Raw genomic sequence first — 26185 nt, forward strand, 5'->3', positions numbered from 1 at the left:
CAAGTCCCGAGGAGGCTCCATGCGTCAGTTCGAGCCACCTGTCACGACAGTTCGACCAGCCGGGAGACACGACATGAAGATGATTGGTTTGCTGGGACTGTTGGCGAGTGCCGCTGTGCAGGCTCAGGTCACCCTGCCGTTGCCGCCGGCATTCCCGACCACCCTGCCGTTGCCGCCAGGATACCCAACGCTGCTTGGGGTCTCGTGTGGCGGCGTGAATGTGACCAGCTATGTCACGGGATTCGACGAGAACGGGTATATCCGTGGCGAGGTGTACGCGTGGACCCGCTGCGGCAGTTCGGGGCGCGGCGGCGGCTATCACAGCCAGACCTATCAGTCCTGGCACACCATCCTGTGGGACCTGCGCCAGAACTACAAACTGCAGCCTTATGACAACCTGGTTCCGGACCCTGCATTCACGGCAACCGATGCGTCCGGCAATAGCATCCGAAACACGTGTTCCGTTACAACCGACGGGCAGCCGGCCTGCGTCGCCAGTGCCTATATCTATTATGTTCCGCCCACTATGACGCCGATTTCGGACACCGTGACCGCCAACCCCGTGTGTGGGCAATAGCCGCCGCTAGACACTGTTGTTAATCAAGGGCATACGCGTGAAGAAACGGGACTGTGCCAAAAGCGGGGGCTGGATTGGGGTCTGCGAATCTGACTGAAGGTAGTGTTAATAGCGCCCAATGAACTCCGACTTTTCTTAAGTGCCTTCTGTTCTCCAATTGCGAATCAGACTGTGAGGCGTCAGGCCGCCGGTCTCGCAGCGACTGCATCAGCTCAAGTCGTTCTACGGCATCCGCAACGTGAAGGATGTCGCGACGTGTCTGAACGGATACGACCAGACCGCCTACCCGGAAGGCACTGAGTGGCGTTTCACGCGCCTCTCTTTCTTCGGCCACCCGAAGCACCACGTCGACGATCGATTGCTCGGCTGAGTTTCGAGGTAAAGCAGGGACCTAAAGGCAGACAGGCGGCAGAGATCTGAAACGGCGATGCAAAGCAAATCACTTTTGCTTGTTTTTCGAGCCGTTCAAAGCGCCTTAGTATCCATGACTCTTACAATAAAACAGGTCAACTATGAGCATGCGAAACAGGTGGTACGGATACGCTTTCGGGGTATTGATCAGTTCGACGACGATGTGCGCCGGCATGCTTGCCGCGCAGGCCGAGCCCAACCACGGTGGCACGCTGACATGGCTCGTCACCCCGGAGCCGGCGTCGATCGTCCCCTTGACGACCACTGCCGGCGGCAACGCGGAGATCGGTCCCAAGGTGGTTGAGGGGCTGCTGACCTACGATAAGAATCTGAATCCGCAACCGCTGCTGGCGACCGCATGGTCGGTCGGTAAAGACGGGCTCGAGTATCGCTTCACGCTTCGCCGGGGCGTGAAGTGGCACGACGGTAAGCCCTTCACGTCCGCCGACGTTGCGTTCTCGATTCTCACGCTCAAGCAGGTGCATCCGCGGGGCCGAAGCACGTTCGCGAACGTGACCGACGTAAAGACCCCGGACCCCTACACCGCGGTGATCGAATTGTCGAAGCCGGCGCCGTTCCTGCTGACCGCGCTAGCGGGCACCGAATCGCCGATCATCCCGAAACATCTGTACGAAGGCACGGACATCGTTTCGAGCCCATACAACAGCGCTCCGGTCGGCACGGGCCCGTTCATCTACAAGTCGTTCGTGCATGGCAGCTATATTCTTCTCGAACGCAATCCGGACTACTGGGATAAACCGAAGCCGTACATCGACAAGATTCTCGTGCGCTTCCTGCCCGATGCTGCCGCTCGTGCGGCGGCGCTCGAATCCGGCGCGGCCAACCTCGGCGACCAGGCGATTCCGCTGTCGGATGTGAAGCGCTTCGCGACGCTGCCGAACTTCACCGTGGATACGACCAACTGGCCGTACGTCAGCAACCACCAGCAGCTGATCTTCAATCTGGACACGCCGGTTCTTAAGGACAGGGCGGTACGCAAGGCCATTTCGCAAGCGGTCGACGTCAATGCATTGAACCGGGTCGTCTGGTATGGCTATGGCCAGGTGTCCGCGGCCGCAATCGGCGCGGCGAATACGAAGTACCACGACGCCGATATTCACTACTTCCCCTACGATGTGGCCCAGGCCAATGCGGCGCTCGACGCCGCCGGATTGAAACGTGGACCGGACGGCAAGCGCTTCAAACTGCGCCTGCTCTTCAACCCGTTCCAGGACCCGCGTGCCGCCGATTTCGTGCGGCAATCGCTCGCGCGAATCGGCATTGACGGCGAGGTCGAAAGCTACGATTTCGCGACCTACGTGAAGAAGGCCTACACCGATCGTGCCTTCGACATCACGCTCGAAGCACTGTCGAATGCATTCGACCCGACGGTTGGCGTGCAGCGGGTGTTCTGGTCGAAGAACTTCAAGGTCGGGCTGCCGTTCTCGAATGCCGCGCATTACTCCAGTCCGGAAGTCGATCGACTTCTGGAAGCAGCATCGGTGGAAACGGACGATGCAAAGCGCCGGCAGCTATTCATACAGTTCCAGCAACTCGTTCATGACGACATCCCATCGATCGAGTTCGGTGCAAATCCCAATATCACGATCGTTGCGAAGAAAGTGAAGGACTACGCGCCGACGGGTGAAGGGATTCGTGGCAGTTTCGCCGATCTGTATATTCAGCCGTAAAGCGGTTCGCTAGCGGCTATGGGACGCAAGCGCCGCTCGCTTCGCGCCTCGCGAAGCGCCAATGCGGCCTCCCGACCTTCGTCCTAACGTCACCCGACGACACTCGGGTGACATCTCTTTGGCGGCCGCCCGCGATACGACAAGCGGGCGCGACGGCTTTGCGCATTCTCCCTGGGCACCCGCGCTATCGCAATCGCTCACATCGCAAGCATTTCTGAGCTTTGAAGCGCGCCGCGTTCGCAGCACGGCTCGCCTGTTGCTTTAGCGTGCCCTGGGCCGTTCGGACAAACACGGCCGTCGCTATGTCTGCGGTTGCGCACCGTGCTCGCGCAAATTCTCGCAATGTGCGCCGCACATCGAGGTCGCGGCATTTTCATTGCAGACACGCGAATAACGTAAGCGCAAATCGGTTGTTATCCGCGCTGATGCGCGTCCCTATACTGGCACGCTGTCCTGTCGATGAAATCCGACGCCCGGCGCACGTGTGCCGGTCCGCCTGTCCAGTATGAGGAACGACGAATGGCTGAATCCGATCAACATACCACCGCTGCGCACGAGCGCCTAAGAACCGCGCTGGCGTCGTTACCCGCGCTCGCGCATGCCCTGGCGCAAGACGCCGCGTCACGGGAAGCGCGCCGCGAATTGCCGTTCGACGGTTTCGCATTGTTCCGCCGCTCCGGCCTCGCACGCCTGCGCCTGCCGCTCGAATGGGGCGGACTCGGCGGTTCGCTCGAAGACGAGTTCGAGCTCATCGCGACGCTTGCGGCCGCGGACAGCAATCTCGCGCACGCGCTACGCATCCACTTCGACCAGGTCGAAGCATTACTGCTGTCGCCACGCACGCCGTTCAACGAGATCCAGATTCAGCGCATCGCCGATGGCGCGATTTTCGGCGGCGCCTCGACTGAGCTGGGCACCTCGCGCCCCGGCGAAATCACGACCCAGTTGCGCCGCGACGGTGCGCACTACCGCCTAAGCGGCCGCAAGTACTACGCGACCGGCACGGCGTTCTCCGACTTCGCGCGCCTGAACCTGCAGGACGAGAACGGCGACCCGGTGCTCGCGATCGTGCCGGTGAAGCGCGAAGGCTTGCGTGTGCTAGACGACTGGGACGGCATGGGGCAACGCATGACGGCAAGCGGCAGCCTCGAATTCGACAACCTGCTGGTTCGCGACGACGAAGTGACGCCGCGCGTGCAGACGACGCTTGTTGGGCGTCATGGCGGAGCGCTGCGGCAACTGCATCTGGTGGCAGTGGCGGCAGGCATCGTGCGCAACGTTGTCGCCGATGCGAAGCACTACGTGTTGCGGCATGGCCGCCCCGCATTGCACAGCCCCGCGCCTTCCGCGCGCGAGGATGCCTTCATCCAGCAGGTAATCGGCGATCTGGGCGCGCACAGCCATACGATCGATGCGCTCGTGCGGGATAACGCACGCGTGCTCGACCGCTCGGCGCGGGCAATCCGCGAGGGCGCCGCCGATGCGCCCGAGCTCGTGCTGGAGGGCGCACTCGCGACTGCACGCACTCAGCTGGTGGTCAGCAAGCTCGCGCTTTACGCGGCGGAGCGCATGTTCGAGGCGGGCGGCGCGTCGGCGACGTCGCGCGCGCACAACTACGACCGGCACTGGCGCAATCTGCGCACGATTTTCAACCACAACCCGCTGTTGCATAAGGCTCGCGTGATCGGCGATTACGAGCTGAACGGCGTGACGACGCATCTGACGGAAGGACGTGTGTTCTAGCCAACGCCGAGTGGGGCATATCAATCCGCGATTCTCCTGGTGGCGAGATAGCGTCGCCAGCCTGCCAACCAGTCTGGTTGCACATCTTTTGAGGAAACCTGCGCAATGAGCCGAGACCTTCTGATCCTGCTGGAACCGGGATTCACCGACCCGCATCATCCCGGCGAACGCTTTATCTGTCCGCATGGCGCCCCGATCGAAGGGCTGCTTGCGAGCGACCCCGCGCGCGTAGGACGGCTCGACGTGCTGCGCGTGCCATTCGAGCGGCCTCGCAAGGCCGTGATCGAAGCGCTCGATGAAGCGCATCAGGGGCTGCCCGCGCTCGTGTTCGGCGACGAACAGCCCGCGCCCGCCGATGCGGACTCGCTCGGGGAGCGGCGCTTCGTCACCGACCCGCGCCGCATCCTCGACCTGCTCGCCGAGCGGCACGGTTTTCCGAAAGTCCACTGATCCAACGCGAGGTCATCGCCGATGAGTCGTCTTCCGGCACGCGCCGCGCGGCGCCGCCTGCATCTGAACGTCAACATTCTGCACTCGGGTTTCGTGCCCTCGGCATGGCGGCTTGACGAGGCCGAGCCACGCGCGTTCGTCGATGCGGATCACTACGTGCGCGTCGCGCGGATCGCCGAGGCGGGCAAGCTCGACGCGGTATTCCTCGCCGACAATGCAGCGATCGTCGACCAGATCGACTTCCGCCCCATCACCGCGCTTGAACCGACGGTGCTGCTCGCCAGCATCGCGGCGGCGACGACGCACATCGGCGTGATCGGCACTGCGTCGACCAGCTACAACGAGCCGTACAACATCGCCCGGCGCTTTGCGACGCTCGATCACGTCAGCAACGGCCGCGCCGGCTGGAACGTCGTGACCACCGCCGACCTGCCATCGGCGCGCAATTTCGGCCGCGACGCGGTACCAAACCATGCGCAACGCTACGAGCGGGCCGCCGAATTCACAGAGGTGGTCAAGGCGCTATGGGATAGCTGGGAGGACGACGCGTTCGTCGGCGACAAAGCCGGCGGCCGTTTCGTCGACGTTGCAAAAGTGCATGCGATCGCGCATCGCGGCCGCTACTTCGACGTACAAGGGCCGCTGAACCTGCCGCGCTCCCCGCAAGGGCATCCTGTGGTGGTGCAGGCGGGGGCGTCGGCAGATGGCCGGGAGCTGGCAGCCCGTCATGCAGAAGCGGTCTTTTCCGCGTCGCAATCATTCGAGGAATCGGCGGCTTACCGGCGCGATCTGAACGAGCGGGCAGCCGCCTATGGCCGCCCGCCCGTCAAGGTGCTCGCCGGTCTGACGACGATCATCGGCGCGACTCACAGCGAAGCATTGCGCCGGCGCGATGAACTCGTCGAGCAGATTCCGTGGCGCTACAGCCTGAACCGCCTCGCGGGTACGCTAGGCATCGACGTAGAGCGTCTGACGCTCGACGCGCCGTTGCCCGACGATCTCGCGCTGCCCGGCGGCGGCAACGGAAACCACACGTTCTTTCACGCGACGCTCGCCGAGGCGCGCCGTCATGGCCATACCGTACGAGAGCTGATCCGTGCGCTGGCGGGCGGCACCGGTCACCGGGTGATCGTCGGCACGCCAGAGCAGATCGCGGACGACATCGAGCGCTGGTTCGACGGCGGCGCGGCCGACGGCTTCAACCTGATGCCCGATGCGCTGCCCGGCGGGTTACGAGATTTCGTCGATGGCGTCGTGCCGATCCTGCAGCAGCGCGGCATTTTTCGTAGCGAATACGAGGGCACGACGCTGCGCGAGCACCTCGGACTGGACCGTCCATCGAACCCGCAACGCTGGCGCGACAGCGCATAGGCTGCGCCACCTTACCGCCAGATCAACGACTCGCACAGATCATGAGCCAACGCAAAGGACATCTGCGCCTCGGCGCGTTTCTCTATCCGACCGGACATCACATCGCCGCGTGGCGTCATGCGGACGCGCATGCGGATGCCGGCCGCGACTTTCGCCACTACGTGCAGCTTGCCCAGGCAGCGGAAGCCGCGAAGTTCGATCTGATTTTTCTCGCCGACGGCTCGGGCACGCGCGGCGACAATGTCGATTTCCTGAGTCGCACCGCGCATAGCTATGTGGCCCAGCTCGAGCCGATCACGCTGCTCTCGGCACTGGCCGGGTTGACCGAACGTATCGGCCTCGTCGGCACCGCTTCGACGACCTTCAACGAGCCGTATCACATCGCGCGCAAGTTTGCGTCGCTCGATCACATCAGCGCGGGGCGCGCAGGATGGAATCTGGTCACGTCGTCGAGCGCGCACGAGGCGAAGAACTTCGGCTTCGACGAACATCTTGCGCATGCGCGGCGCTACGAGCGCGCCGTCGAATTCGCGGAAGTGGTCGCCGGACTGTGGGACAGCTGGGACGACGACGCGTTCGTGCGCGACAAGACAGCGGGACGCTACTTCGATCCCGCGAAACGCCATGTGCTCGATCATCGCGGCGAGTTCTTCAACGTGCGCGGACCGCTGAACGTCGAACGCTCGCCGCAGGGTCGGCCCGTCGTCGTGCAGGCCGGGTCGTCGGAAGCGGGCAAGGCGCTCGCGGCGCGCACCGCGGAAGTCATATTTACCGCGCAACAGACGCTCGAAGACGCGGTCGCGTTCTACGCGGACGTCAAGGGCCGCCTCGCGCAATACGGTCGCGAGCCCGACGACCTGAAGATCATGCCGGGCGTGATGCCAATCGTCGGCGAGACCGAGCGCGAGGCGCGCGAAAAGTTCGATGCGCTGCAGGCACTGATCGACCCCGCGGTCGGTCTTGCGCTGGTGTCCACGCTGAGCGGCGGCTTCGATCTGTCGGGCTATCCGCTCGACGGGCCGATCCCCGAACTACCCGAAACCAACGCGAGCAAGAGCCGCCAGTCGCTGACCCTCGAACTGGCGCGGCGCGAGAACCTGACGATCCGCGAGCTTTATCTGCGCGTGGCTGGCGCACGCGGGCACTGGCAACTGGTCGGCACGCCGCAGCAGATAGCTGATGCGCTCGAGGAGCGTTTCGTCAACTACGGCGCAGACGGCTACAACGTGATGCCGGCGTTGCTTCCCAACAGTCTCGACGACTTCATCCGGCTCGTGCTGCCGGAATTGCGGCGCAGAGGCCTGTTTCGCCACGAATACGAAGGCCGCACGTTGCGCGAGCATCTCGGCTTGCGACAGCCGGTGTCGCGCTACCAGCGTGACGCCGTGACGGATTGAATCAGGATCGGGGCAGGGCACACGAAGCGATTGCGGCCTGCCCCCTCAAAACAACGCGCCGCGCATCGACGGTCGCGATGCGCGGCGCGTTGCGCCGACGCCTCACGGCGTCAGCAGGCTCGAGCAGTTCGATTAGTAGTCGAAGCCGGGACCGCCGGCTCCAGGTCCCGCCGGCGACGCAGCCGGTGCCGCATCTTTCGGCGCTTCGTGCACGGTGGCGTCGGTCGTCAACAGCAGGCTCGCCACGGAGGCGGCATTCTGCAGGGCCGTACGCGTGACTTTCGTCGGATCGACCACGCCGGTTTCGACGAGGTCGCCGTATTCGCCCGTGGCGGCGTTGTAGCCGTAATTGCCGCTGCCTTCGGCCACCCTGGCGACGATCACGCTCGGTTCCTCGCCCGCATTGGCGACGATCTGACGCAACGGTTCTTCGAGCGCGCGACGAACGATGTTGATGCCGGCGTTCTGATCCGCGTTCGCGCCCTGAAGTGCGGCGATCGCCTGCTTCACGCGAATCAGCGCGACACCGCCGCCCGGAACGATGCCTTCTTCGACAGCGGCGCGTGTCGCGTGCAACGCATCATCGACGCGGTCTTTTTTCTCCTTCACCTCGATTTCCGTCGCGCCGCCCACCTTGATGACGGCGACTCCGCCCGCGAGCTTCGCTACGCGTTCCTGCAGCTTTTCACGGTCGTAATCCGAGGTTGCTTCCGCGATCTGCGCGCGAATCTGCTTGACGCGAGCTTCGATGCTGGCCTTTTCTCCGGCGCCATCGATAACCGTGGTGTTTTCTTTGCCGACCTCGATGCGCGCGGCCTCGCCGAGTTCGGCGAGCGTCGCTTTCTCGAGCGTCAAACCCGTTTCCTCCGCAATGACCTGGCCGCCGGTGAGGATCGCGATGTCTTCGAGCAGCGCCTTGCGCCGATCGCCGAAGCCTGGCGCCTTCACCGCGACTGTCTTCAGAATGCCGCGAATATTGTTCACGACGAGCGTCGCGAGTGCTTCGCCTTCGACGTCTTCCGCGATGATCAGAAGCGGCCGGCCGGACTTTGCGACCTGTTCCAGTATCGGCAGCAGATCGCGAATGTTCGCGATCTTCTTGTCGTGCAGAAGCACGAATGGTTGTTCGAGTGCGGCGAGCTGCCGGTCCTGGTTGTTGATGAAGTAGGGCGACAGATACCCTCGGTCGAACTGAAGGCCTTCCACGACGTCGAGTTCGTCCGCGAGCGACTTGCCGTCTTCGACGGTGATCACGCCTTCCTTGCCGACCCGGTCGATCGCTTCGGCGATGCGCTGGCCGATCGATTCTTCACCGTTCGCCGAGATCGTCGCAACCTGGGCGATCTCCTTGCTGGTGGTCGTGGGCTTGCTGATCTTCTTCAGTTCGTCGACGGCCGCGGCGACGGCCTTGTCGATGCCGCGCTTCAGATCGAGAGGGTTGAGGCCCGCCGCGACGTATTTCTGGCCTTCGCGCACGATCGCCTGTGCGAGCACGGTCGCGGTGGTCGTGCCGTCGCCCGCGGCGTCGCTGGTCTTGGACGCGACTTCCTTGACGAGCTGCGCGCCGATGTTTTGCACCTTGTCGGCCAGCTCGATTTCCTTCGCGACGGACACGCCGTCCTTCGTCACGACCGGGCTGCCGAAACTGCGTTCGAGCACAACGTTGCGGCCCTTCGGCCCGAGCGTCACTTTCACCGCATTGGCGAGCAGGTTGACGCCTTCAACCAGTTTGGAACGCGCGTTGTCGCTGAAAGCGACTTCTTTGGCTGCCATGTTTGCTTTCTCCTCAAATTTGAACGACTGCGACGATATCTTCCTCGCGCAGCACCAGCAGTTCGTCGCCGTCGACCCTTTACCGCCTGGCCTGAGTACTTGCCGAACAGCACGCGATCGCCGACCTGCAGGTCCGGTTCGACACGCTTGCCATCGTCACCGCGGCGGCCGGGACCGACAGCGAGGATCTCGCCCTGGTCGGGCTTTTCCGCGGCGCTGTCGGGGATCACGATGCCAGACGCGGTGCGGGTCTCCTGACCGAGACGCTTGACGATCACTCGATCATGTAAAGGACGTAGGCTCATCTGTTATTTCCTTCCTGATGGGTAGCTGTTGACAATGCGCTCCACGGCGCCAGATTCAGGAAGGTAAGTCGGCGCCAGCGCAAATCCAACCAATGTTTGCGCATATGAAAAGCACTCGAGGAAGGAAATCGATTCGTCCGTACGCAGCGCATCAGGCATAAAGCGCCTGCATACGGCGGACTTTGAACGTCGCTGCTGTCGGTCTGCAAATCGAAATCGAGTTGCCGCCAGGCAGCGTCAGCGCGGCCGCATTACACTGGCGCGACCTGTTCCCGATTGAGGTCGATTCATGTCACGTCAGCTTCGCCTCGGCGCCTTCATGCGCCCCACGACGATCCACACCGGTGCATGGCGCTATCCTGGCGCCTATCCTGATGCCAACTTCAATTTTGGGCATCTGAAGCGTTTTGCGCAGACGCTCGAGCGTGGCCGCTTCGATGCGTTCTTCATGGCCGACCACCTCGCGGTGCTCAACATGCCGCTCGACGCCCTCAGGCACAGCCACACGGTCACCTCGTTCGAGCCGCTCACGCTGCTGCCCGCGCTCGCGGCGGTCACCGAGCGGCTGGGTCTCGTCGCGACCGCGTCCACGACCTTCGACGCGCCGTACCACGTTGCAAGGCGGTTCGCCTCGCTCGACCATATCAGCGGTGGCCGCGCTGGATGGAATCTCGTGACGACATCGAATCCAGACGCGGCGCTCAATTTCGGCCTCGACGAGCACGTCGAACACGACGAGCGCTACCGGCGCGCCCGCGAGTTCTTCGACGTGGTCACAGGTCTGTGGGATAGCTGGGCCGACGACGCTTTTATCCGCGACACGGCGAGCGGAACATTCTTCGACCCGCAAAAGCTGCACGTGCTGAACTACAAAAGCGCGAACTTCTCGGTGCGCGGTCCGTTGAATATTGCCCGGCCGATTCAGGGCTGGCCCGTGATCGTGCAGGCGGGCTCATCGGAGGCGGGACGGCAGATTGCCGCGGAAACGGCCGAAGTCGTGTTCACCGCGCAAACCACGCTGGCCGACGGGAAGCGTTTCTACGCCGACGTAAAAAGCCGCATGGAGAAACTCGGCCGCTCGCGCGATCACATGAAGATTTTGCCGGCGGCTTTCGTCGTGGTGGGCGATACGCTCGAAGAGGCGCGCGAAACGCGTGAGCGGCTCGATACATTCGTCCACTACGAGAGCGGCATCGCTTCGTTGTCGATCGCGTTGGGGCATGATGTATCCGGTCTCGATCCGGACGGCCCGTTGCCGGAAATTCCCGAGACCAACGCAAGCCGTACCGCGCGGCAACGAGTCGTGGAATGGGCGCAGCGCGATGGATTGACAATCCGTCAGCTCGCGCAGCGCATCGGCGGATACTCCGGGCTGGAGATGATCGGCACCGCCCGGATGATCGCAGATCAGATGGAGCAGTGGTTGCTGGAAGAAGGCTCCGACGGATTCAACGTGATGTTCTCGCATCTTCCGGCCGGCCTCGACGACTTCGTCGACAAAGTCATTCCCGAGTTGCAGAAGCGGGGGCTGTTCCGGCGCGAGTACGAAGGCAAGACCCTGCGCGAGAATCTTGGGCTGCCACGACCTGCGAACCGGTTCTTTGCCTCATAAGGCGAATCGCGCGGGGCCGCATCGGCAGGCGGCCCGCGCGAATGTGCGTGCCGCTACCTGGCCGCCAGTGCGGGCTTGCTGCCAAGCAGCGCCCACTGTCCGTTCTCGACGACGAGATTGACGCTTTTTACACCGATCACGCGTCGAGTCGCCGGATCGAACGTCGCCTTGCCGAAGACGACGCTCGGCACGTCATGCAACTTCGCGAGCGCATCACGCACGCCATGGCGATCGAGTCCGCCGGTGCGCAACGCGTAAGCGGCAATGATCGTGGCGTCGTAGGCGAACGCATTGAACGCGTCGGGCTCGTGATGATATTTCGCCTGGAAGTCGCGAACAAAGCGCTGGACTTCAGGGCTCCGGTCACCGGGGAAAAAGCTCGTGTTGGTGGTCACGCCGTTTACGGCATCGCCGCCGAGTTCCATGAATTTCGGCGAGTACACCGAACTCGCCGCGACGATCGGCAGCGTGATGCCGCCCGTGCGGGCCTGACGCACGATCTGCGCGCCGTCCGAGTAGTACGAAATCAGCACGAGCGCGTCAGGCTTGGTATCGCGCACGCGCAGCAGCGTCGCGCGAAAGTCCTTATCGGTGGGCTGGTAACCTTCGGTCGCGATTACCTGCGCCCCCCGTGCGGCTGCTGCCTTCACGAACACGTCCTTGCTCGCGCGGCCCCAGTCGGTGTTCTGGAACAGCACGGCGACTCGCCTGAAGCCCTGCTTGACGGCCAGATCCGCGAGCAGCGGTTGCGCATCCGCCTGGCTGACCGACGGACTCCAGATGAAGTCGCCGCCTTTCGTGAAGTCCGGGTGCGAGTTGGTAAAGCCCAACTGGACGAGGCCCGCGCGTTGATAGATCGGCGAGGCCGCCATCGAAGCGGGGCTCGAAAAGTCGCCGAGTTCGATCAGGATGCGCTTGTCGTCGACGAACTTCTGCGCAATCGCGACCGCCTGGCGCGGATCGCTCTGGCTGTCTTCGAACACGTACTGCAGCGGATGGCCGTCAATGCCGCCGTCGTGGTTGATTTCATCGAGCGCGAGGTCGAAGCCGGCTTTCCACTGTGCGCCGTATTGCGCGTTCGGACCCGTCAGCGGTCCGCTGACGCCGAAGAAAACCGGCTCGCCGCTGGCAGGCGCCGCAGAAGAAACGGCGGAAAGCGAGAAAACGATTACCGCGCCGGCGAGCGTGAAAAGTCGCCGGTGCAGCGCGGAGAAACGCGAGGCATACATGACGGATTCTCTCGTAGTGAGTGGGACTGCAAGTCTCTAACGCATCGCATCGTGCGGCAACGAAGCGATTGTCATATTCATTCGCTGGGGACCGCACTACTGCGAAGTCGACGCGGCGGTCCCGGTCAAGCCGGAAACACCGGTTCGCCCAGCGTCAGCATCAAGCGGTTGGCCCAGGCAAAGATCGCAATCGTGTGGCTGAGATCGAGAATCTGCGCATCGTCGAGCCCCGCGCGGCGAAGCGCATCGAGCGATTCCGGCGTGAGCGCCTGCGGCTGCAACGTGAGATCGATCGCGTATCGCACGATGGCGCGCTCGCGTTCGGTCGTACCCGCCGTTTCAGGCGCGGCGAAGATCTGCTGGATGACGTCCTCGCGCTTCGCGAGTTGCTGGAAACGCTGCGCATGCACCGACGCGCAATACACGCATCCGTTCACACGCGAGACCACCGTGCTCGCGAACTCGCGCTCCGCTCGCGACAATCCGCCCGGCGCATACATGATGCTGTTGAACGCGCCTGATCGTTGCCGCAGGATTTCCGCTTGGTGGACCAGCAACAGGTAGTAATCGGAAGTCTTCGCTTGCGGGTGGCTCGCTTCGAGTACCGCGGTCTGCTCGGGGGATGCCTGTTCGAGCGCGACTGTATCGAGCCATGCGGACCAGCCGAGGGTCTGCGTCGTAAAGCCGTGATCGGAACTCATGCTCGTGCCTCCAATGCGCGCAACGCGGCGACGACCCGCACCTGGTACGTGACGAACGCGACGAGCTGCGATAGCGCGACGATGGCGCGCGTCGTGAGGCCGGCAGCCTGCAGTGTTGCGAGCGCCGGCTTTCCGGTCGCGGCGGGACGCAGCGTCAAGGCTTCCGTGTGACGCAGGATCGCGACGAGCCGCTGGTCCGTCGTTGCCATCGACGCGGCGGGAACCGCGCGCTGTGCGGCGATTGCATCGAGAAGCGACCTCGTGGTTTCAGTTTGCGCGTCAGCCGCGGCCGCCAGTGTCAGCAGACGCTCGCGATATGCGAGTGCCGTCTGCTCCGAATTCGACAACAGCGCCGCATACCACGCCGCAAAGAGGCGTTCGCGAAGCGTCAGATCGGCGACATCGGTCGAGAAGAGCGCGTCGTGGCTGCCTTGCGTATAACGCGTCGCGTCGCCGCGAAACGCGCGCAGAGCCGCGGTCGCGCCGTCGGGCGCCAATCCCGCGAGTTGCGCGACGAAGTCATCGGCTATGGTGGTGGCCGATAGGGAATCAGCGGATGAAGACATCAGATGTGGGTCCATTAGAGGGCAGCGTTGTCGGCGGCCACCGTGCCGGCAGTGGCATCGGCGTCGTCCCATTCGTCTCCCGCGAGTTCCGCGGTGTCGAAGGCTTGCAGCGCCGCGTAGTGCGTATCGCGGTCGGCGTCGAACAGCATTGCGGCGATCGCGCGCGCGAGCCGCTGCGCGCCGTCGCTGATCGCGGGGATGTCGCCGGCGACCTTGCCGTGCGTCAGACTGGCTGCGTGATTGAAGCAGTGGATGCGCGCGAGCGCCGGGCAGGCCCCGGGAACGCGTTCCTGGAAGGCGAAGTTGCGGTCGAGGTCCGGCGAGCTGGCGAGTTCTTCGTTCGGCAATTCCGCCGCCGGTGTAAAGCGGTCGCGCCAGCGGCGCACGTGCGGCGCAATGGGCGCAAACTCGTCGCGCGTGTCGATTTCCGAGTGAAAGCCGGTCGCGAAGATCAGGTAGTCGAGCGTGTATTGACCTCGGGGCGTGTCGACGACGATCGTGTCGCCTTCGTGGCGCAACCCCGTCAGCGGACTCGCCAGGTGCAGGTGAGCCTGCGCGTGAGCGGCGACCCGCAGCACGCTGTCGCGCGGCGGTGGAGCCTGCGTTTGCGCCGAATAGTGCAGGAAGCGCCACTTCCAGGCGTCGGGCAGATTCGCGAACCCGTGAACGAGACCGGGACTACCGATGCCGGTCAGCTTGTTGATACGGGGCAGCGCGGCGCGCCGCACGAATAGATCGACTCGCCCGGCCCCCGCCTCGAGAGCGCTCGCGGCGTTGTCGAACGCGGATGCGCTCGCGCCGACCACACCGACTCGTTTGCCGCGCAGCGCGGCAAAGTCGATCGGGTCCGACGAGTGCGCGCGCAAGTGCCGCGGAATGTCGCGGGCCACGTCGGGAACGTACGGGCCGCCAAGTCCTTCACGGCCGGTCGCGAGCACGACATGACGAGCAAGCACGGTTTCGCGCCGCGCATCTTTGCGGTCGTTGACCGCTCCGCGCAACAGCACGAGTTCGATCAGACCGTCGCTGCGCGTCTGCAGTTTCTCTACGCGCGTGTCATTGGAGACCGGCAGATCGAGCACGCGCCGATACCAGCGCAGGTAGTCCATCCATTGCACGCGTGGAATTTTGTAGAGCGCGTGCCATTGTTCGCGGCCGAACTGGGCCTCGTACCACGCGCGAAACGTCAACGCGGGCAAGCGCAGTGCGGGCCCCGTCAGTTGCTTGGGCGAGCGCAGCGTCTGCATTCGCGCGTAGGTGATCCACGGTCCTTCCTGACCGGCCGGCGCCTGATCGAAGAGCCGCTGATTGTCGATGCCGAGCAGGCGCAATTCGGCGCTCGCGGTCAGCCCGGCCATGCCGGCGCCGATGATGGCCACATCGAGCACACGTTGGCCGGCCGATGTCCGCGCGGGCACCCACGAAGGCGCGGGAAGCTCGAGCCAGGCGAGATCCTCGCGAAGCCGCGCTTCGAGCGCGTTCAGTCCGGCAGCGGCGTGGAAAGGAGTCGTTGCGCTCATGCAGTGGTCCCGATGTCGCGGTGAGTGAAAGTGGGCGATTGGGCGGCGGTTTGCGCTCCATCCGCCTGGTCGTGGGCAACCAGCGCGCCATGCCGTGACGCTGCGTGACGCATGGCTCCGGGCAGCAGCCCGTGCGATACCTCCGCGAGCGCATCGATCATTGCGTTGACGTCGTCGCTGCGGGGACGGCCGGAAAGCGTGACGACGCCATACAGAAACGGAATAGGCACATCGAGCGCTTTGACCTCGACGTCCGCGACGCGCATGCCGAAAGCGGTCACCGGATCAACGATGGCGACGCCGAGCTGCTGTTGCGCGGCCATCATCGCATTGAGCGACGCATTCGTTTCGAGTGCAACGTGAAGCGCGACGCCGGCCTCGTCGAATGCGCGATCGATGCGGCTACGCAGCCGATAACGGTTCGCCAGCGTGGCGACCGGCTTGCCCGCGAGCCACGCGAGTCGCAGCACGGCCTCGTGCGCGAGCGGATCGTTTCGGTGCAGCACCGCGACGCAGGGCGCCTCGATGATGTAGTGCACGTCGAGCGCCGCATGATCGAGCGGCAATGTCGCGATGCCGATGTCGGCCGAACGTGACAGCAACGCCTCGACGACCTGCTCGGCGGACGCACTGCGCAATTGCGTGTCGACCCGTGTGCCTGCCTGCGCGAGCTTTGAGATTGCACGTGGCGCCAATGTCGCGGCGAGCGCGGGTGTCGCAACGACGCGCAATGGCATGGTCTCGTCGCGGCCGATCGCCCGCGCGCTGGCCTCGATAGCGGCCAGGCCGATCAGTGAGCGCTCGACTTCGCCATAAAGCCGGAACGCGCGGCTCGTCGGCGTGACGCGAGGTCCTTTACGGTCGAACAACGCGTAGCCGATCTCCTGTTCGAGATCCTGGATTGTTCTCGTGACGCCGGGTTGCGAGCGGCCGAGCATACGAGCGGCCCCGGTCATACTGCCCGTCGACATGACTGCGGAGAACGCTTCGAGTTGATGCAACTCCATGCAATGCCTCATCCATGTGATGGGTGCATTTTAGGAGCGCTTGAATGCGCAATTCTTATAATAAATTCCGCTATGTAATTGATGAAAACGACGAATCGCCGACGCCTATGTACTCAATAGCGGTCGGTTGACTACGATCATCGATCGCGGAAAAGTGCCTGAAACAAGGAGTTTTTTGTAATCCGATCCTGTACCGAGGGCGCTTCTAAAGTGCTTCGGCATTCGTCGTCAAAAGCTTTGCTAATGCAATGGAATAAGCTTCGTCGCGTATCTTCGTTGGCCCGCGTCCGCGCGACATGGTTACATGGCCTCACTCAATTCGAATGCGTGAGACCTGTATGGCGATTCTGTGGAACAACAAGCGTGGCGCGATCCGCTCACTGCTTCACCTGGCCGGCGCGCTGGCGCTGGCAACCTGCGGCGTGATGCCCGTGGCGCACGCGGCCGATCCTTACTGGGTCGGCGTGACCGGACCGCTGAGCGGCCAGGATGCGCAGTACGGCGAGCAATGGAGGCGCGGCTTCGATCTCGCGCTCGATCAGATCAACGGCAACGGCGGCATCAACGGCCATCCGCTCAGCTATCAGTTCGAGGACAGCCGCAGCGATCCGCGTCAGGCCGTAGCCATCGCACAGAAGTTCGCCGACGACAAGCGCATCCTGCTGGAACTGGGAGATCTGTCGAGCGGTGCGTCGATGGCCGCGTCGCCGGTGTATCAGCGCGCGGGTCTCGTGCAGTTCGGCTTTACGAATTCGCATCCCGACTTCACGAAAGGCGGCGACTATATGTGGAGTACCGCGATCAGCCAGGCCGAGGAACAGCCGCTGCTCGCGCACTATGTGACCAAAGGACTCGGCTTCAGGAAGATCGCCGTGCTCTATCTGAACACGGACTGGGGTCGCACCAGCAAGGACATCTTCGCAAAGGCCGCGAGCGCGGACGGCGCGCAGGTCGTCGCGGCCGAAGCGTATCAACCGAACGAGAAGGATTTTCGCGCGACGCTCACGCGCGTGCGAAGCGAACAGCCCGACTCAATCGTGCTGATCTCCTACTATTCCGACGGTGCCCAGATCGTTCGCCAGGCGCGAGCGGCCGGTGTGAGCACGCCGATCGCGGCGGTCGGCTCGGTGTATTCACCCAAATTCATCGATCTTGGCGGCCCTGCGGTGAACGGCGTCTACACCGAGTCGAACTTCTTCCCCGGCGATCCGCGTCCTGAAGTACAAAGCTTCGTGCAGCGCTACCGCGCCAGATACGGCGCCGATCCGGACACCTTTGCCGCGCGCGCATACGACGCGATGATCCTGTCGGGCGAAGTGATTCGCCGCTACGGCGCGGATCGCGCGGCCGTGCGCGACGGCTTTGCGAAGATCAGCGATGTACCGAGCGTGATCTTCGGCAAGTTCAGGTTCGATCCGCAGACGCGCCGCGTGGCAGGCGCGAAGAATCTCGAACTCGTCGTGAAGGACGGCAAATTCGCTCTGTGGGATGGGGCGAGCGCCGTGCATACGCCATGACCGCCTGGTTCGACTACACGGTCAACGGCCTGATCGTCGGCAATATCTATGCGCTGCTCGCGGTCGGCCTCGCGCTGATCTTTGGCGTATCGCATCTGATCAATTTCGCTCACGGCTCGGTGTATATGGTGGGCGGCTTCATCGGCTGGCTATGTCTGACGCGGCTCGGCTTGCCGCTACCCGTGGCGCTGCTCGCGACGGTCGCGGGCTGCGCGCTGCTCGGCATCCTGATCGAACGGCTTGGCCTCAGGCCGCTGCAAGGCGCGGCCCGTATTGCGCCGCTGCTCGCCACCATAGGTATCAGCTTCGTGCTCGACCAGCTCGCGCAGATCGTGTTCGGGCCCGATCCACGTCCTGTGCCGAGTTCGCTGCCCGACTGGACGCTATCGCTTGGCGGGGCCGCCATCGGCTCGCTCGATCTGCTGATTGCGGCAATCGGCATCGGCGCGGCGGGCATGCTTTACCTGTTCCTGCGCTTCACGCGGCTCGGCTGGGCGGTGCGCGCGACCGCGCAGGATCGCGATGCCGCGCAGCAGATGGGTGTCAATGTGAATGCCGTGAATCAGGCCGTGTTTGCGATCGCCTGCGGGCTCGGCGGCCTGAGCGGCTTGCTCGTCGGCATGTACTACAACAGCATCGATCCGGCGATGGGCTTTCAGGCGACGTTGAAGGGCGTCGTCGCCTTGCTGATCGGCGGCCTGGGGAACGTGCCCGGCGCGATTGCCGGCAGCTTGCTGCTCGGTCTGGTCGAGAGCTATGGGGTCGCGTTGTTCGGCACCAGCTATCGCGACCTCTTCGCGTTCGTGCTGCTGCTGGTGTTTCTCGTTTGGCGGCCAAATGGTCTCTTCAGCGCCAGCCGCCGGTTGCCGCCTGAGCCGCTGACCGGCACGTTTCTGTCGAACCGCCGCGCGCTGCACGTTGCGCGTCGCACGATCGTGGCACTGGTGGCGCTCGCCTTCGTGCTGCCGCTCGTCGTGCCGTCGTCGTACGTGCTGCAGACGCTGACCAACGGCTGGATCTATGGGCTGTTGGCGCTCAGTCTGACGCTCGTCGCGGGCACGGTCGGGCAGATTTCATTAGGGCATGCGGCGCTGCTGCTGATCGGCGCTTATGCGTCGGCGCTGCTGTCCGTCAATCTGGGCTGGTCGCCGGCTTTGACGATTCCGCTCGCCGGCCTCATCACCGCGGCGATTGGCACGGTGCTGATTTACCCGTCGTTCAGGCTGCGCGGCCACTATGTGTCGATTGCGACGCTTGGCATTGGTGAAATCATCGGCCTCGTGGTGCTCAACTGGGACAGCCTGACGCGCGGTCCGGTGGGCATCACCGGCATTGCCCCGCTGTCGCTGTTCGGGTGGCAGTTGACGGGCGTGCGCGCCGTCTACTGGTTCACGCTCGCGGTGCTCGTGCTGCTCGCAATGCTGCAGGCGCGGCTCCTGAACTCGCACCTGGGCCGCACGTGGCGCGCGATCCGCGAGGACGACGTGGCGGCGCGCGCGTATGGCATCCGCCCCAATCGCTACAAGGCGATCGCGTTCGCCTGCGGCGGCCTCGCGGCTGGCATCGGCGGCGGGATCGCCGCCCACCTGTACAGCTATATCAACTATCAGACCTTTGACTCTCAAGTGTCGATCCTTGCGCTGACGATGGTCATTCTCGGCGGTCTCGGCAGCGTGATCGGCGCGGTCGCCGGTGCGGTGGCGCTGATCAGCCTGCCGGAACTGTTCCGTTTTGCCGCCGACTACCGGATGCTGATTTACGGCATGATTTTGTTGCTGCTCGTGCGCTTCCGGCCGCAAGGGCTGTTCGGTTCGGTATGACGGAGGCGACCATGACATCTTCTTTGCCACGCGGCACGGATATCCTGTTCGACGTGCGGCGCGTTACGCGCCGTTTCGGCGGTCTCGTGGCTGTCGACGAGGTGAGCCTGTCGGTTGCGCGCGGCGAATGCGTGAGCGTGATCGGTCCGAACGGCGCCGGCAAATCCACGCTGTTCAATCTGCTGACCGGTATCGACGCGCCGGACGCCGGCGAGGTGAGATTCGCCGGCGAAGACGTGACCGGCATGGCGCCCGAGCAGCTTGCCGCGCGCGGCGTCGCTCGCACGTTCCAGCATGGACGGGTATTCGGCAATCTGAGCGTGCTCGATAACGTGCTGATCGGCGCGCACGCAAGGCTTGCGATGACGCGCTGCGGCTGGCCGGTGGTGGGGGCATTCGCGGAAGCGTTGCGCGCGCTGATCGGGCCTGCATCGGTACGTCGCGAAAACGCCGCGCTGCGTGAAGAAGTGACGACGCTGTTGGCCCGCTTCGGTACGCGCCTGTCGCCGCGAGTCGATCAGCCGGCGCACAGCCTGTCCTATGCGAATCGCCGGCGCGTCGAGATAGCGCGTGCGCTAGCGCTGCGGCCGCGCATCCTTCTGCTCGACGAACCGACCGCCGGCATGAACGAGTCCGAAACCGCCGAAATGCTCGAACTGATACTCGAACTCAAGCGCGACGGGCTCACCATCCTGCTTATCGAACACAAGCTGGACCTGGTGATGCAGCTTTCCGATCGCGTGCTCGTGCTCGAAGACGGCCGCAAGATCGCTTCCGGCCTGCCGGCCGAGGTGCGCGAGGACCCCGCCGTGATCGAGGCCTACCTTGGACACCGTCAGGTCGGCGCGGCTGCCGGCCGCAACGAAACGGCGGCAGCATGAAGACATCAAATCTGCATCTGCTTGCGCCGAACCCATTAGCCTCCACACAAGCCGCCATGACCGAGCCGCTGCTGAAACTCGAACAGATCGACACGTTCTACGGACAGATCCAGGTGCACTTCGGCGTGAATCTCAGCATCGGGCGCGGCGAGATCGTCAGCCTGCTGGGCGGCAATGCGAGCGGCAAATCGACGGCGATGAAGGTGATTCTTGGACTGCACAAACCGCGAGCCGGCACCATCAGCTTCGACGGTAAGCCGTTGAACGGTCTGCCGACTTCGCAGATCGTGCGGCGAGGCATCGCTTCGGTGCCGGAGGCCCGGCGGCTTTTCGGCGACATGACCGTGCGCGAAAACTTGCTGATGGGCGCTTTCACGCGCAACGACCGCGCGGGCATCGGCGAGGACTACGAACGCATGCTCGAACTGTTTCCGCGCGTGAAAGAGCGGCTGACCCAACGGGCCGGCACGCTTTCCGGCGGTGAACAGCAGATGCTGGCGATGGCGCGCGCGTTGATGAGCCGCCCCGCGCTGGTCTGCATGGACGAGCCGACGATGGGCCTGTCGCCGTTATACGTCGACAAGGTGCTCGACCTGATCCAGACCATCAACCGGCAGGGCATCACGTTCTTCATGGTCGAGCAGAACGCGAGCCTCGCGCTGCAGATCGCGCATCGTGGCTACGTGCTGCAGACGGGGCGCATGGTGTTGTCCGGCACCGCGAGCGAATTGCTCGGCGACCAGCGCATTCGCGACGCTTATCTCGGCGGATCGCTGGCGGCGCAGACGGCGTCGTGAGCGGCGCCGGATCGCCTGGTGTTTCGCTCGCCGCGCGACGCTATCGGTCGCGTCGGATCGACGGGTTTGCTACCAGTTCGATGATGGCGCCATGGGCGAGCGTACGCTCGAGGCGCCGCGCGGCGCCATCGACGTACGTCTCCAGGGCGACCGCGAAAACCCCTTCGCCGCGCGAGGCGAGGTGGTGCCGAAGGTCAGCGGCAAGACCTTCGGCTGGCGGACGGGTTTCGCGGGCTGGGCTTGCAAGCGTGAGCGTCGTCGCGCCAAGCGACAGGATCGCCAATGCGACGTCGTAACCAGGCAGCGGCGCGCGCTGCACGTCGGGTTCTCCGAGCAGCGCGCGATATCGTGCGAGGCTCGCATCCAGGTCGTGCACCGCGAGCGTAATGTTCGCGACGCCGTGCGCCCCGTTCGCATGATGGCGAACGTCGCCTTCGGCCACGCGCAGGCGGCGCGGCGTCACGTCGCCGCACAGGAACGGCAGATCCGCGCTCGACGGCTTGCCGATCTGCCATTCGAGGCGCTCGCCATCGGGACGCAGACGTCCGCCGGCTAGGGGGCCGTCGTAAGAGAGACCTCGTTCGCGTGCCGCGGCGATGGTGCTGGCAACCGATTGCGGCAGCAGCGCGTAGTCGACGAAACCATCTCCTATGCGACGGCTAGCGTCCCACCAGCGATGCTCCGGTGCGTCGCGCAGAAAGGCGATGAGTTCGATGTAGCTGCCATCGGCGAAACCGATCAGCGCGTTATGTGTGGCGCCGTCGGCGTGCGTGCCGCCGCGTTGCACGGTGAAGCCAAGCGTAGTGAAATCGGCGATGGTCTGCTCGAGATCCTGCACGCGGATCACGATGTGGTCGATTGAAAGAGACATGACGAGCGAGGTCCACAGTAGGGTGGTCCGAGTATGCGAAGCCTGCCGCCAAAACGCTAGTAATGGATTGTCGATTGCATAGCGCCGCAACTGGATTAGGCTCCGTCGCGCAAGATGCGATCGGACTGCTCGATGAGGAATCCGTCTTTCTTCGGTGGCGTGCTTTGCATATGCCGAACGATTGGTTCTTTTACTGCGACTGCGGCTTTATCGTAAGCGCTGCACGAGCGGCAAGCCGCTCGGTACTTTGACGCGGCCAACGTGACCCGGCCGAAGCACCAGGATATGAATTACATGGCACGGCTGAATCGACGCGACTTTCTGATTTCCTCAGGCGCTGCTCTCGCGGCCGCCGGCATGCCGGCACGCGTGTTCGCACAAGGCAGCGCAGCATCGGTGCCGAAGCGGGGCGGCACGCTGAATATGCTGATCAATCCGGAACCGCCAGTGCTGGTGTCGATCTTTCAGACCACCGGGCCCGCTTTGGTCGCGAGCTCCAAGGTGCTCGAAGGCTTGCTCGCATACGACTTCGATCTGCGTCCACGGCCGCAATTGGCAACCGCGTGGGCAGTCAGTCCTGACGGCTTGAAGTACAGCTTCACACTACGCGAGAACGTCAAATGGCATGACGGGCAGCCATTCACGTCGACGGACGTAGCGTTCTCGATCGAATTGTTGAAGACGGTGCATCCGCGCGGACGCAGCACTTTCGCCAATGTCACGCGCGTATCGACGCCGGACGCCCGGACCGCGGTGATCGAATTGTCGAAGCCGGCGCCCTATCTGTTGAAGGCACTGTCGGCCGGTGAATCCCCAATCGTTCCAAAGCATCTGTATGCGTCGGGCGATCCGCTGTCCAACCCGCACAATAACGCGCCAATCGGCACCGGGCCGTTTCGCTTCAAGTCGTGGACGCGCGGTGCCAGCATCGTCTATGAACGCAATCCGGACTACTGGGATGCCGGCAAACCGTACATCGACAGTCTCGTACTGAAGGTGATTCCCGACGCCGCCGCGCGATCCGCCGCGTTCGAGACAGGCGCGCTCGATCTGGGCGGCGAAAATCCAGTACCGCTCACCGATTTGCCGCGCCTCACTCAATTGCCGCAGCTGGTTGTCGAAACGCGCGGCTATCGGTTCCTCGAACCGCTGTCCGAGATCGACTTCAATCTGCAACATCCGATCCTCGGCGACCTGCGGGTGCGCCAGGCGATCGCGCATGCGATCAATCCGCAAGTGGTGCTGCGCACGGTCGCGTATGGCTACGCCGACTTGTCGCCGACACCGATCACGCCGGGCTCGCCCTATCACGACGGCAAACTCGCACCGTACCCGTTCGATACTGCCGCCGCCGAAAAGCTGCTCGACGCGGCCGGCTATCCGCGCAAGGCGGGCGGGGTGCGCTTCGGTCTCACGCATGATTTCCTGCCGTACGGCGACATGTACCGCCGCCAGGCCGATTACGTGAAATCGGCACTCTCTCGCGTTGGCATCGACGTGACAGTGCGCTCTCAGGACCTGCCCGCTTTTCTGAAGCGCGTGTATGCCGACCGCCAGTTCGATTTCACCAGCATCGGCGTGAATACGCTATTCGATCCGAGCGTCGGCGTGCAGCGGCTCTACTGGTCGCAGAACATTCGGCCGGGCGTGCCGTTCTCGAACGCGCCGCACTACAGCAATGCCGAGGTCGACCACCTGCTCGAGAGCGCCGCGATCGAAACCGACGAAAACAAACGCGTCGCGCTTTATCAACAATTCCAGCAGATCGTCTATCGCGAGCTGCCGATTCTCAACCTCGTCGCACCTCGCATGGTCACGCTCGCGAACCGGCGCGTTCACAACCACACCGTGTCCGCGCAAGGCCTCGAAGGCAATCTGGCCGACGTCTATCTGAGCGCATGACAGGAGCGACACGATGAGCAGGGGTTTGCGTTTTGCCGCGATCGCGCGGCGTACCGCGTGGCAGGCGCTTCCGACGGTGATCGGTATCATGATCCTGAACTTTTTCCTGCTGAAGCTGATGCCGGGCGACGCCGCGGATGTGCTGGCCGGCGAAGCCGGCTCGGCGACGGTGGAAACGATGCAGGTATTGCGCGCGAAGTTCGGCCTCGATCAACCGGTGCTGCACCAGTTGTGGTCGTACCTCGCTCATCTGTCGCACTTCAGTCTGGGCTATTCGCCGCGCTACGACATGCCGGTGATGCAACTGATCCTCTCGCGCCTGCCTAATACGCTGCTCCTGATGGGCGTCGCGCTATCGGTCGCGATCGTCGTGGGCGTAGTGCTCGGCGTGGTGATGGCGCATTGGGCTGGCAGATGGCCCGATCGCGTGCTGTCCGTCGTGGCTATGCTGTTCTACTCGACACCCGGCTTCTGGATCGGTCTGCTCGCGATCGTGCTGTTCTCGGTGCATCTGGGCTGGTTGCCGAGCGGCGGCAATATTACGCTCGGCGCGCAGCTTCACGGCGCCGCCTACGTGATCGATGCACTGAAGCACGTGCTGCTGCCTGCCGCGACGCTGGCGACGTTCTTCATCGCGATCTACGCACGGCTTACGCGCGCGGCGATGCTCGAAGTGCAGCGCCAGGACTTCGTGCGTACAGCGCAGGCCAAGGGCTTGCATCCGTGGCGTGTGACGGTGCGGCATGTCCTGCGCAACGCGCTGATGCCGCTCACAACGATGGTCGGCATTCACTTTGGCACCTTGCTGGGTGGCGCCGCGGTGACCGAAACGGTGTTCAGTTGGCCAGGACTGGGCCGCCTCGCGCTCGATGCGGTGATGGCGCGTGATTTCAGCGTGCTGCTCGGCGTGCTGCTGCTGTCGTCGATGCTCGTGATCCTGGCGAATGTGCTGGTCGATCTTTTGCAGGCCTGGCTCGATCCGCGCGTCGCGTGATCGCACGCACCGGCGATTTCTCCCCCAAGGCATACATGGCTTCCGACTCTTCCAATCTGGTTTCCACGCCGCCCGAACCCCGTGCTTCCACATGGCGGCGTCAGCTTGGCGGCGCGCTATTCGGTTTCCGGCGCGACGGCGCGGCGACTGCCACGAACCACGCTCCGCACGGTGCGGCGGGGTTCGGCGTGTGGCGCGCGCTGCTGCGCAATCGCTCGGCGCTCGGGGGTTTCGCGCTGCTCGCGGCGTTCATCGCGCTTGCGCTGGGCGCGGGACATCTGTTTCCGGGCGATCCGCTCGACATGGTGGCGGCGCCGTTCGTATGGCCGGGCACCGATCCGCAATACTGGCTCGGCACGGATTCGCTCGGACGCGACGTGGCCGCCGGCATTGCGCACGGCGCGCGCGTGTCGCTGCTGATCGGCGCGAGCGCGGCCAGCATCGGGCTCGTGATCGGTACGCTGGTTGGTGCGACGGGCGGCTTCTTCGGCGGGGTGATCGACGATGTGCTGGTGCGCATTACCGAACTCTTTCAAACCGTGCCGTCTTTTCTGCTGGTCATCGTGATCGTCGCGATTGGGCATCCCAGCGTGACGATCATCGCGCTGGCAATCGGCATTGCGTCATGGCCCACCGTTGCGCGGATCGTGCGGGCCGAATTTCGCAGCCTGCGCCGTTCCGACTTCGTGCTTGCCGCGCGCAGCCAGGGCTTCAGCAACGCACGCATCATTTTTGGCGAGATTCTGCCGAACGCGTTGCCACCGGTGATCGTGACCGCCTCCGTGATGGTGGCGAGTGCGATCCTGATCGAGTCGTCGCTGTCGTTTCTCGGCATGGGAGACCCGAACGTGGTCAGCTGGGGCGGCATGATCGGCGCGGGCCGTGACTCGTTGCGTACCGCCTGGTATCTGACGGCCGTGCCAGGTGCCGCGATTGTTCTGGCGGTGCTCGCGCTGAACCTGCTCGGCGACGGTCTGAACGACGCGCTCAATCCGCGCCTGCGGGAACGAGCTTGAAGAGCCCGCGGCTCACAATGTAATCGAGGACGCT

The 26185-nt window shown here is 64.0% G+C and carries 21 protein-coding genes and 2 pseudogenes; 15 read left to right on the plus strand and 8 right to left on the minus strand.

Annotated features, from left to right (window positions below):
- Positions 1-73 precede the first annotated feature (73 nt).
- The 7 genes and pseudogenes from ACLFKU_RS05655 (at position 74) to ACLFKU_RS05685 (ending at position 7640) form a co-directional block, all read left to right on the plus strand.
- Positions 74-577 (plus strand): hypothetical protein, encoded by a 504-nt coding sequence (locus tag ACLFKU_RS05655; protein WP_368581543.1) that lies wholly within the window; start codon positions 74-76, stop codon positions 575-577.
- A gap of 217 nt (positions 578-794) precedes the next feature.
- Positions 795-893 (plus strand): annotated as a pseudogene (locus ACLFKU_RS05660) (ATP-binding protein); the annotation flags it as partial.
- A gap of 196 nt (positions 894-1089) precedes the next feature.
- Entirely contained in the window at positions 1090-2679 is a 1590-nt protein-coding gene (locus tag ACLFKU_RS05665; RefSeq protein WP_368581544.1) for an ABC transporter substrate-binding protein, read from the plus strand.
- Positions 2680-3198: 519 nt separating this feature from the next.
- Entirely contained in the window at positions 3199-4422 is a 1224-nt protein-coding gene (locus ACLFKU_RS05670) for an acyl-CoA dehydrogenase family protein (protein ID WP_410848441.1), read from the plus strand.
- Between the two features lie 105 nt (positions 4423-4527).
- Positions 4528-4872 (plus strand): DUF3088 domain-containing protein, encoded by a 345-nt coding sequence (locus ACLFKU_RS05675; RefSeq protein ID WP_018436380.1) that lies wholly within the window; start codon positions 4528-4530, stop codon positions 4870-4872.
- A 21-nt stretch (positions 4873-4893) separates the two neighbouring features.
- Positions 4894-6243, plus strand: a complete 1350-nt coding sequence (locus ACLFKU_RS05680) for an LLM class flavin-dependent oxidoreductase (protein ID WP_410848442.1) — start codon at positions 4894-4896, stop codon at positions 6241-6243.
- 41 nt (positions 6244-6284) lie between these two features.
- On the plus strand, positions 6285-7640 hold the full coding sequence (locus ACLFKU_RS05685) for an LLM class flavin-dependent oxidoreductase (protein ID WP_410848443.1): 1356 nt from the start codon (positions 6285-6287) through the stop codon (positions 7638-7640).
- Between the two features lie 132 nt (positions 7641-7772).
- Here ACLFKU_RS05685 and groL read toward each other — a convergent pair whose 3' ends face one another.
- Together groL and ACLFKU_RS05695 are read right to left on the minus strand one after the other, a co-directional pair.
- A complete protein-coding gene (gene groL, locus ACLFKU_RS05690) occupies positions 7773-9413 on the minus strand; it encodes a chaperonin GroEL (RefSeq protein WP_368581548.1) in 1641 nt (546 codons plus the stop codon).
- A 13-nt stretch (positions 9414-9426) separates the two neighbouring features.
- Positions 9427-9718: pseudogene (locus tag ACLFKU_RS05695) on the minus strand (co-chaperone GroES).
- Positions 9719-10007: 289 nt separating this feature from the next.
- Between ACLFKU_RS05695 and ACLFKU_RS05700 the strand changes: the two are divergent.
- Positions 10008-11330 (plus strand): LLM class flavin-dependent oxidoreductase, encoded by a 1323-nt coding sequence (locus ACLFKU_RS05700; protein WP_410848444.1) that lies wholly within the window; start codon positions 10008-10010, stop codon positions 11328-11330.
- A 53-nt stretch (positions 11331-11383) separates the two neighbouring features.
- Here the strand turns inward: ACLFKU_RS05700 and ACLFKU_RS05705 are convergent, their stop codons facing one another.
- The 5 genes from ACLFKU_RS05705 to ACLFKU_RS05725 form a co-directional block, all read right to left on the minus strand.
- Positions 11384-12559, minus strand: coding sequence for an ABC transporter substrate-binding protein (locus tag ACLFKU_RS05705; protein ID WP_410848445.1), 1176 nt, complete (start codon positions 12557-12559; stop codon positions 11384-11386).
- 125 nt (positions 12560-12684) lie between these two features.
- Positions 12685-13260, minus strand: coding sequence for a peroxidase-related enzyme (locus ACLFKU_RS05710; protein ID WP_410848446.1), 576 nt, complete (start codon positions 13258-13260; stop codon positions 12685-12687).
- Entirely contained in the window at positions 13257-13826 is a 570-nt protein-coding gene (locus ACLFKU_RS05715; protein ID WP_410848447.1) for a CMD domain-containing protein, read from the minus strand. The genes ACLFKU_RS05710 and ACLFKU_RS05715 overlap by 4 nt, the downstream gene beginning before the upstream one ends.
- A 14-nt stretch (positions 13827-13840) precedes the next feature.
- Positions 13841-15346 carry an NAD(P)-binding domain-containing protein gene (locus ACLFKU_RS05720; protein WP_410848448.1) on the minus strand — a complete coding sequence of 502 codons (1506 nt, stop codon included), beginning with the start codon at positions 15344-15346 and terminating at the stop codon, positions 13841-13843.
- The gene (locus tag ACLFKU_RS05725) at positions 15343-16353 is read right to left on the minus strand and encodes a LysR family transcriptional regulator (RefSeq protein WP_410848449.1); all 1011 of its coding nucleotides are present in this window, start codon (positions 16351-16353) and stop codon (positions 15343-15345) included. The genes ACLFKU_RS05720 and ACLFKU_RS05725 overlap by 4 nt, the downstream gene beginning before the upstream one ends.
- A 338-nt stretch (positions 16354-16691) precedes the next feature.
- On the opposite strand from ACLFKU_RS05725, the gene ACLFKU_RS05730 reads away from it, so the two are divergent.
- The 4 genes from ACLFKU_RS05730 to ACLFKU_RS05745 are packed head-to-tail and all read left to right on the plus strand — an operon-like array spanning position 16692 to position 21368.
- Positions 16692-17870, plus strand: coding sequence for an ABC transporter substrate-binding protein (locus ACLFKU_RS05730; RefSeq protein ID WP_410848450.1), 1179 nt, complete (start codon positions 16692-16694; stop codon positions 17868-17870).
- Positions 17867-19690, plus strand: a complete 1824-nt coding sequence (locus tag ACLFKU_RS05735) for an ABC transporter permease (protein WP_410848451.1) — start codon at positions 17867-17869, stop codon at positions 19688-19690. The genes ACLFKU_RS05730 and ACLFKU_RS05735 overlap by 4 nt, the downstream gene beginning before the upstream one ends.
- An 11-nt stretch (positions 19691-19701) precedes the next feature.
- A complete protein-coding gene (locus ACLFKU_RS05740; RefSeq protein WP_410848452.1) occupies positions 19702-20571 on the plus strand; it encodes an ABC transporter ATP-binding protein in 870 nt (289 codons plus the stop codon).
- Positions 20568-21368 carry an ABC transporter ATP-binding protein gene (locus tag ACLFKU_RS05745; protein ID WP_368717440.1) on the plus strand — a complete coding sequence of 267 codons (801 nt, stop codon included), beginning with the start codon at positions 20568-20570 and terminating at the stop codon, positions 21366-21368. The genes ACLFKU_RS05740 and ACLFKU_RS05745 overlap by 4 nt, the downstream gene beginning before the upstream one ends.
- A gap of 40 nt (positions 21369-21408) precedes the next feature.
- Here the strand turns inward: ACLFKU_RS05745 and ACLFKU_RS05750 are convergent, their stop codons facing one another.
- Complete coding sequence (locus ACLFKU_RS05750; RefSeq protein ID WP_410848453.1) at positions 21409-22239, minus strand: VOC family protein; 831 nt, start codon at positions 22237-22239, stop codon at positions 21409-21411.
- A gap of 294 nt (positions 22240-22533) precedes the next feature.
- Here ACLFKU_RS05750 and ACLFKU_RS05755 point away from each other — a divergent pair, with 294 nt between their 5' ends.
- From ACLFKU_RS05755 to ACLFKU_RS05765, 3 genes are read left to right on the plus strand one after another with little or no spacing between them, the layout of a single operon-like run.
- Positions 22534-24141, plus strand: coding sequence for an ABC transporter substrate-binding protein (locus tag ACLFKU_RS05755; protein ID WP_410848454.1), 1608 nt, complete (start codon positions 22534-22536; stop codon positions 24139-24141).
- Between the two features lie 13 nt (positions 24142-24154).
- Positions 24155-25135 carry an ABC transporter permease gene (locus ACLFKU_RS05760; RefSeq protein ID WP_410848455.1) on the plus strand — a complete coding sequence of 327 codons (981 nt, stop codon included), beginning with the start codon at positions 24155-24157 and terminating at the stop codon, positions 25133-25135.
- A gap of 35 nt (positions 25136-25170) precedes the next feature.
- Positions 25171-26151: an ABC transporter permease gene (locus ACLFKU_RS05765; protein ID WP_410848456.1), complete on the plus strand. Its 981-nt coding sequence runs from the start codon at positions 25171-25173 to the stop codon at positions 26149-26151.
- The last annotated feature ends 34 nt before the right edge of the window (positions 26152-26185 follow it).

Origin of the sequence: Paraburkholderia sp. EG304 (genome assembly GCF_046543485.1) — a bacterium.
GTDB lineage: Bacteria > Pseudomonadota > Gammaproteobacteria > Burkholderiales > Burkholderiaceae > Paraburkholderia > Paraburkholderia youngii.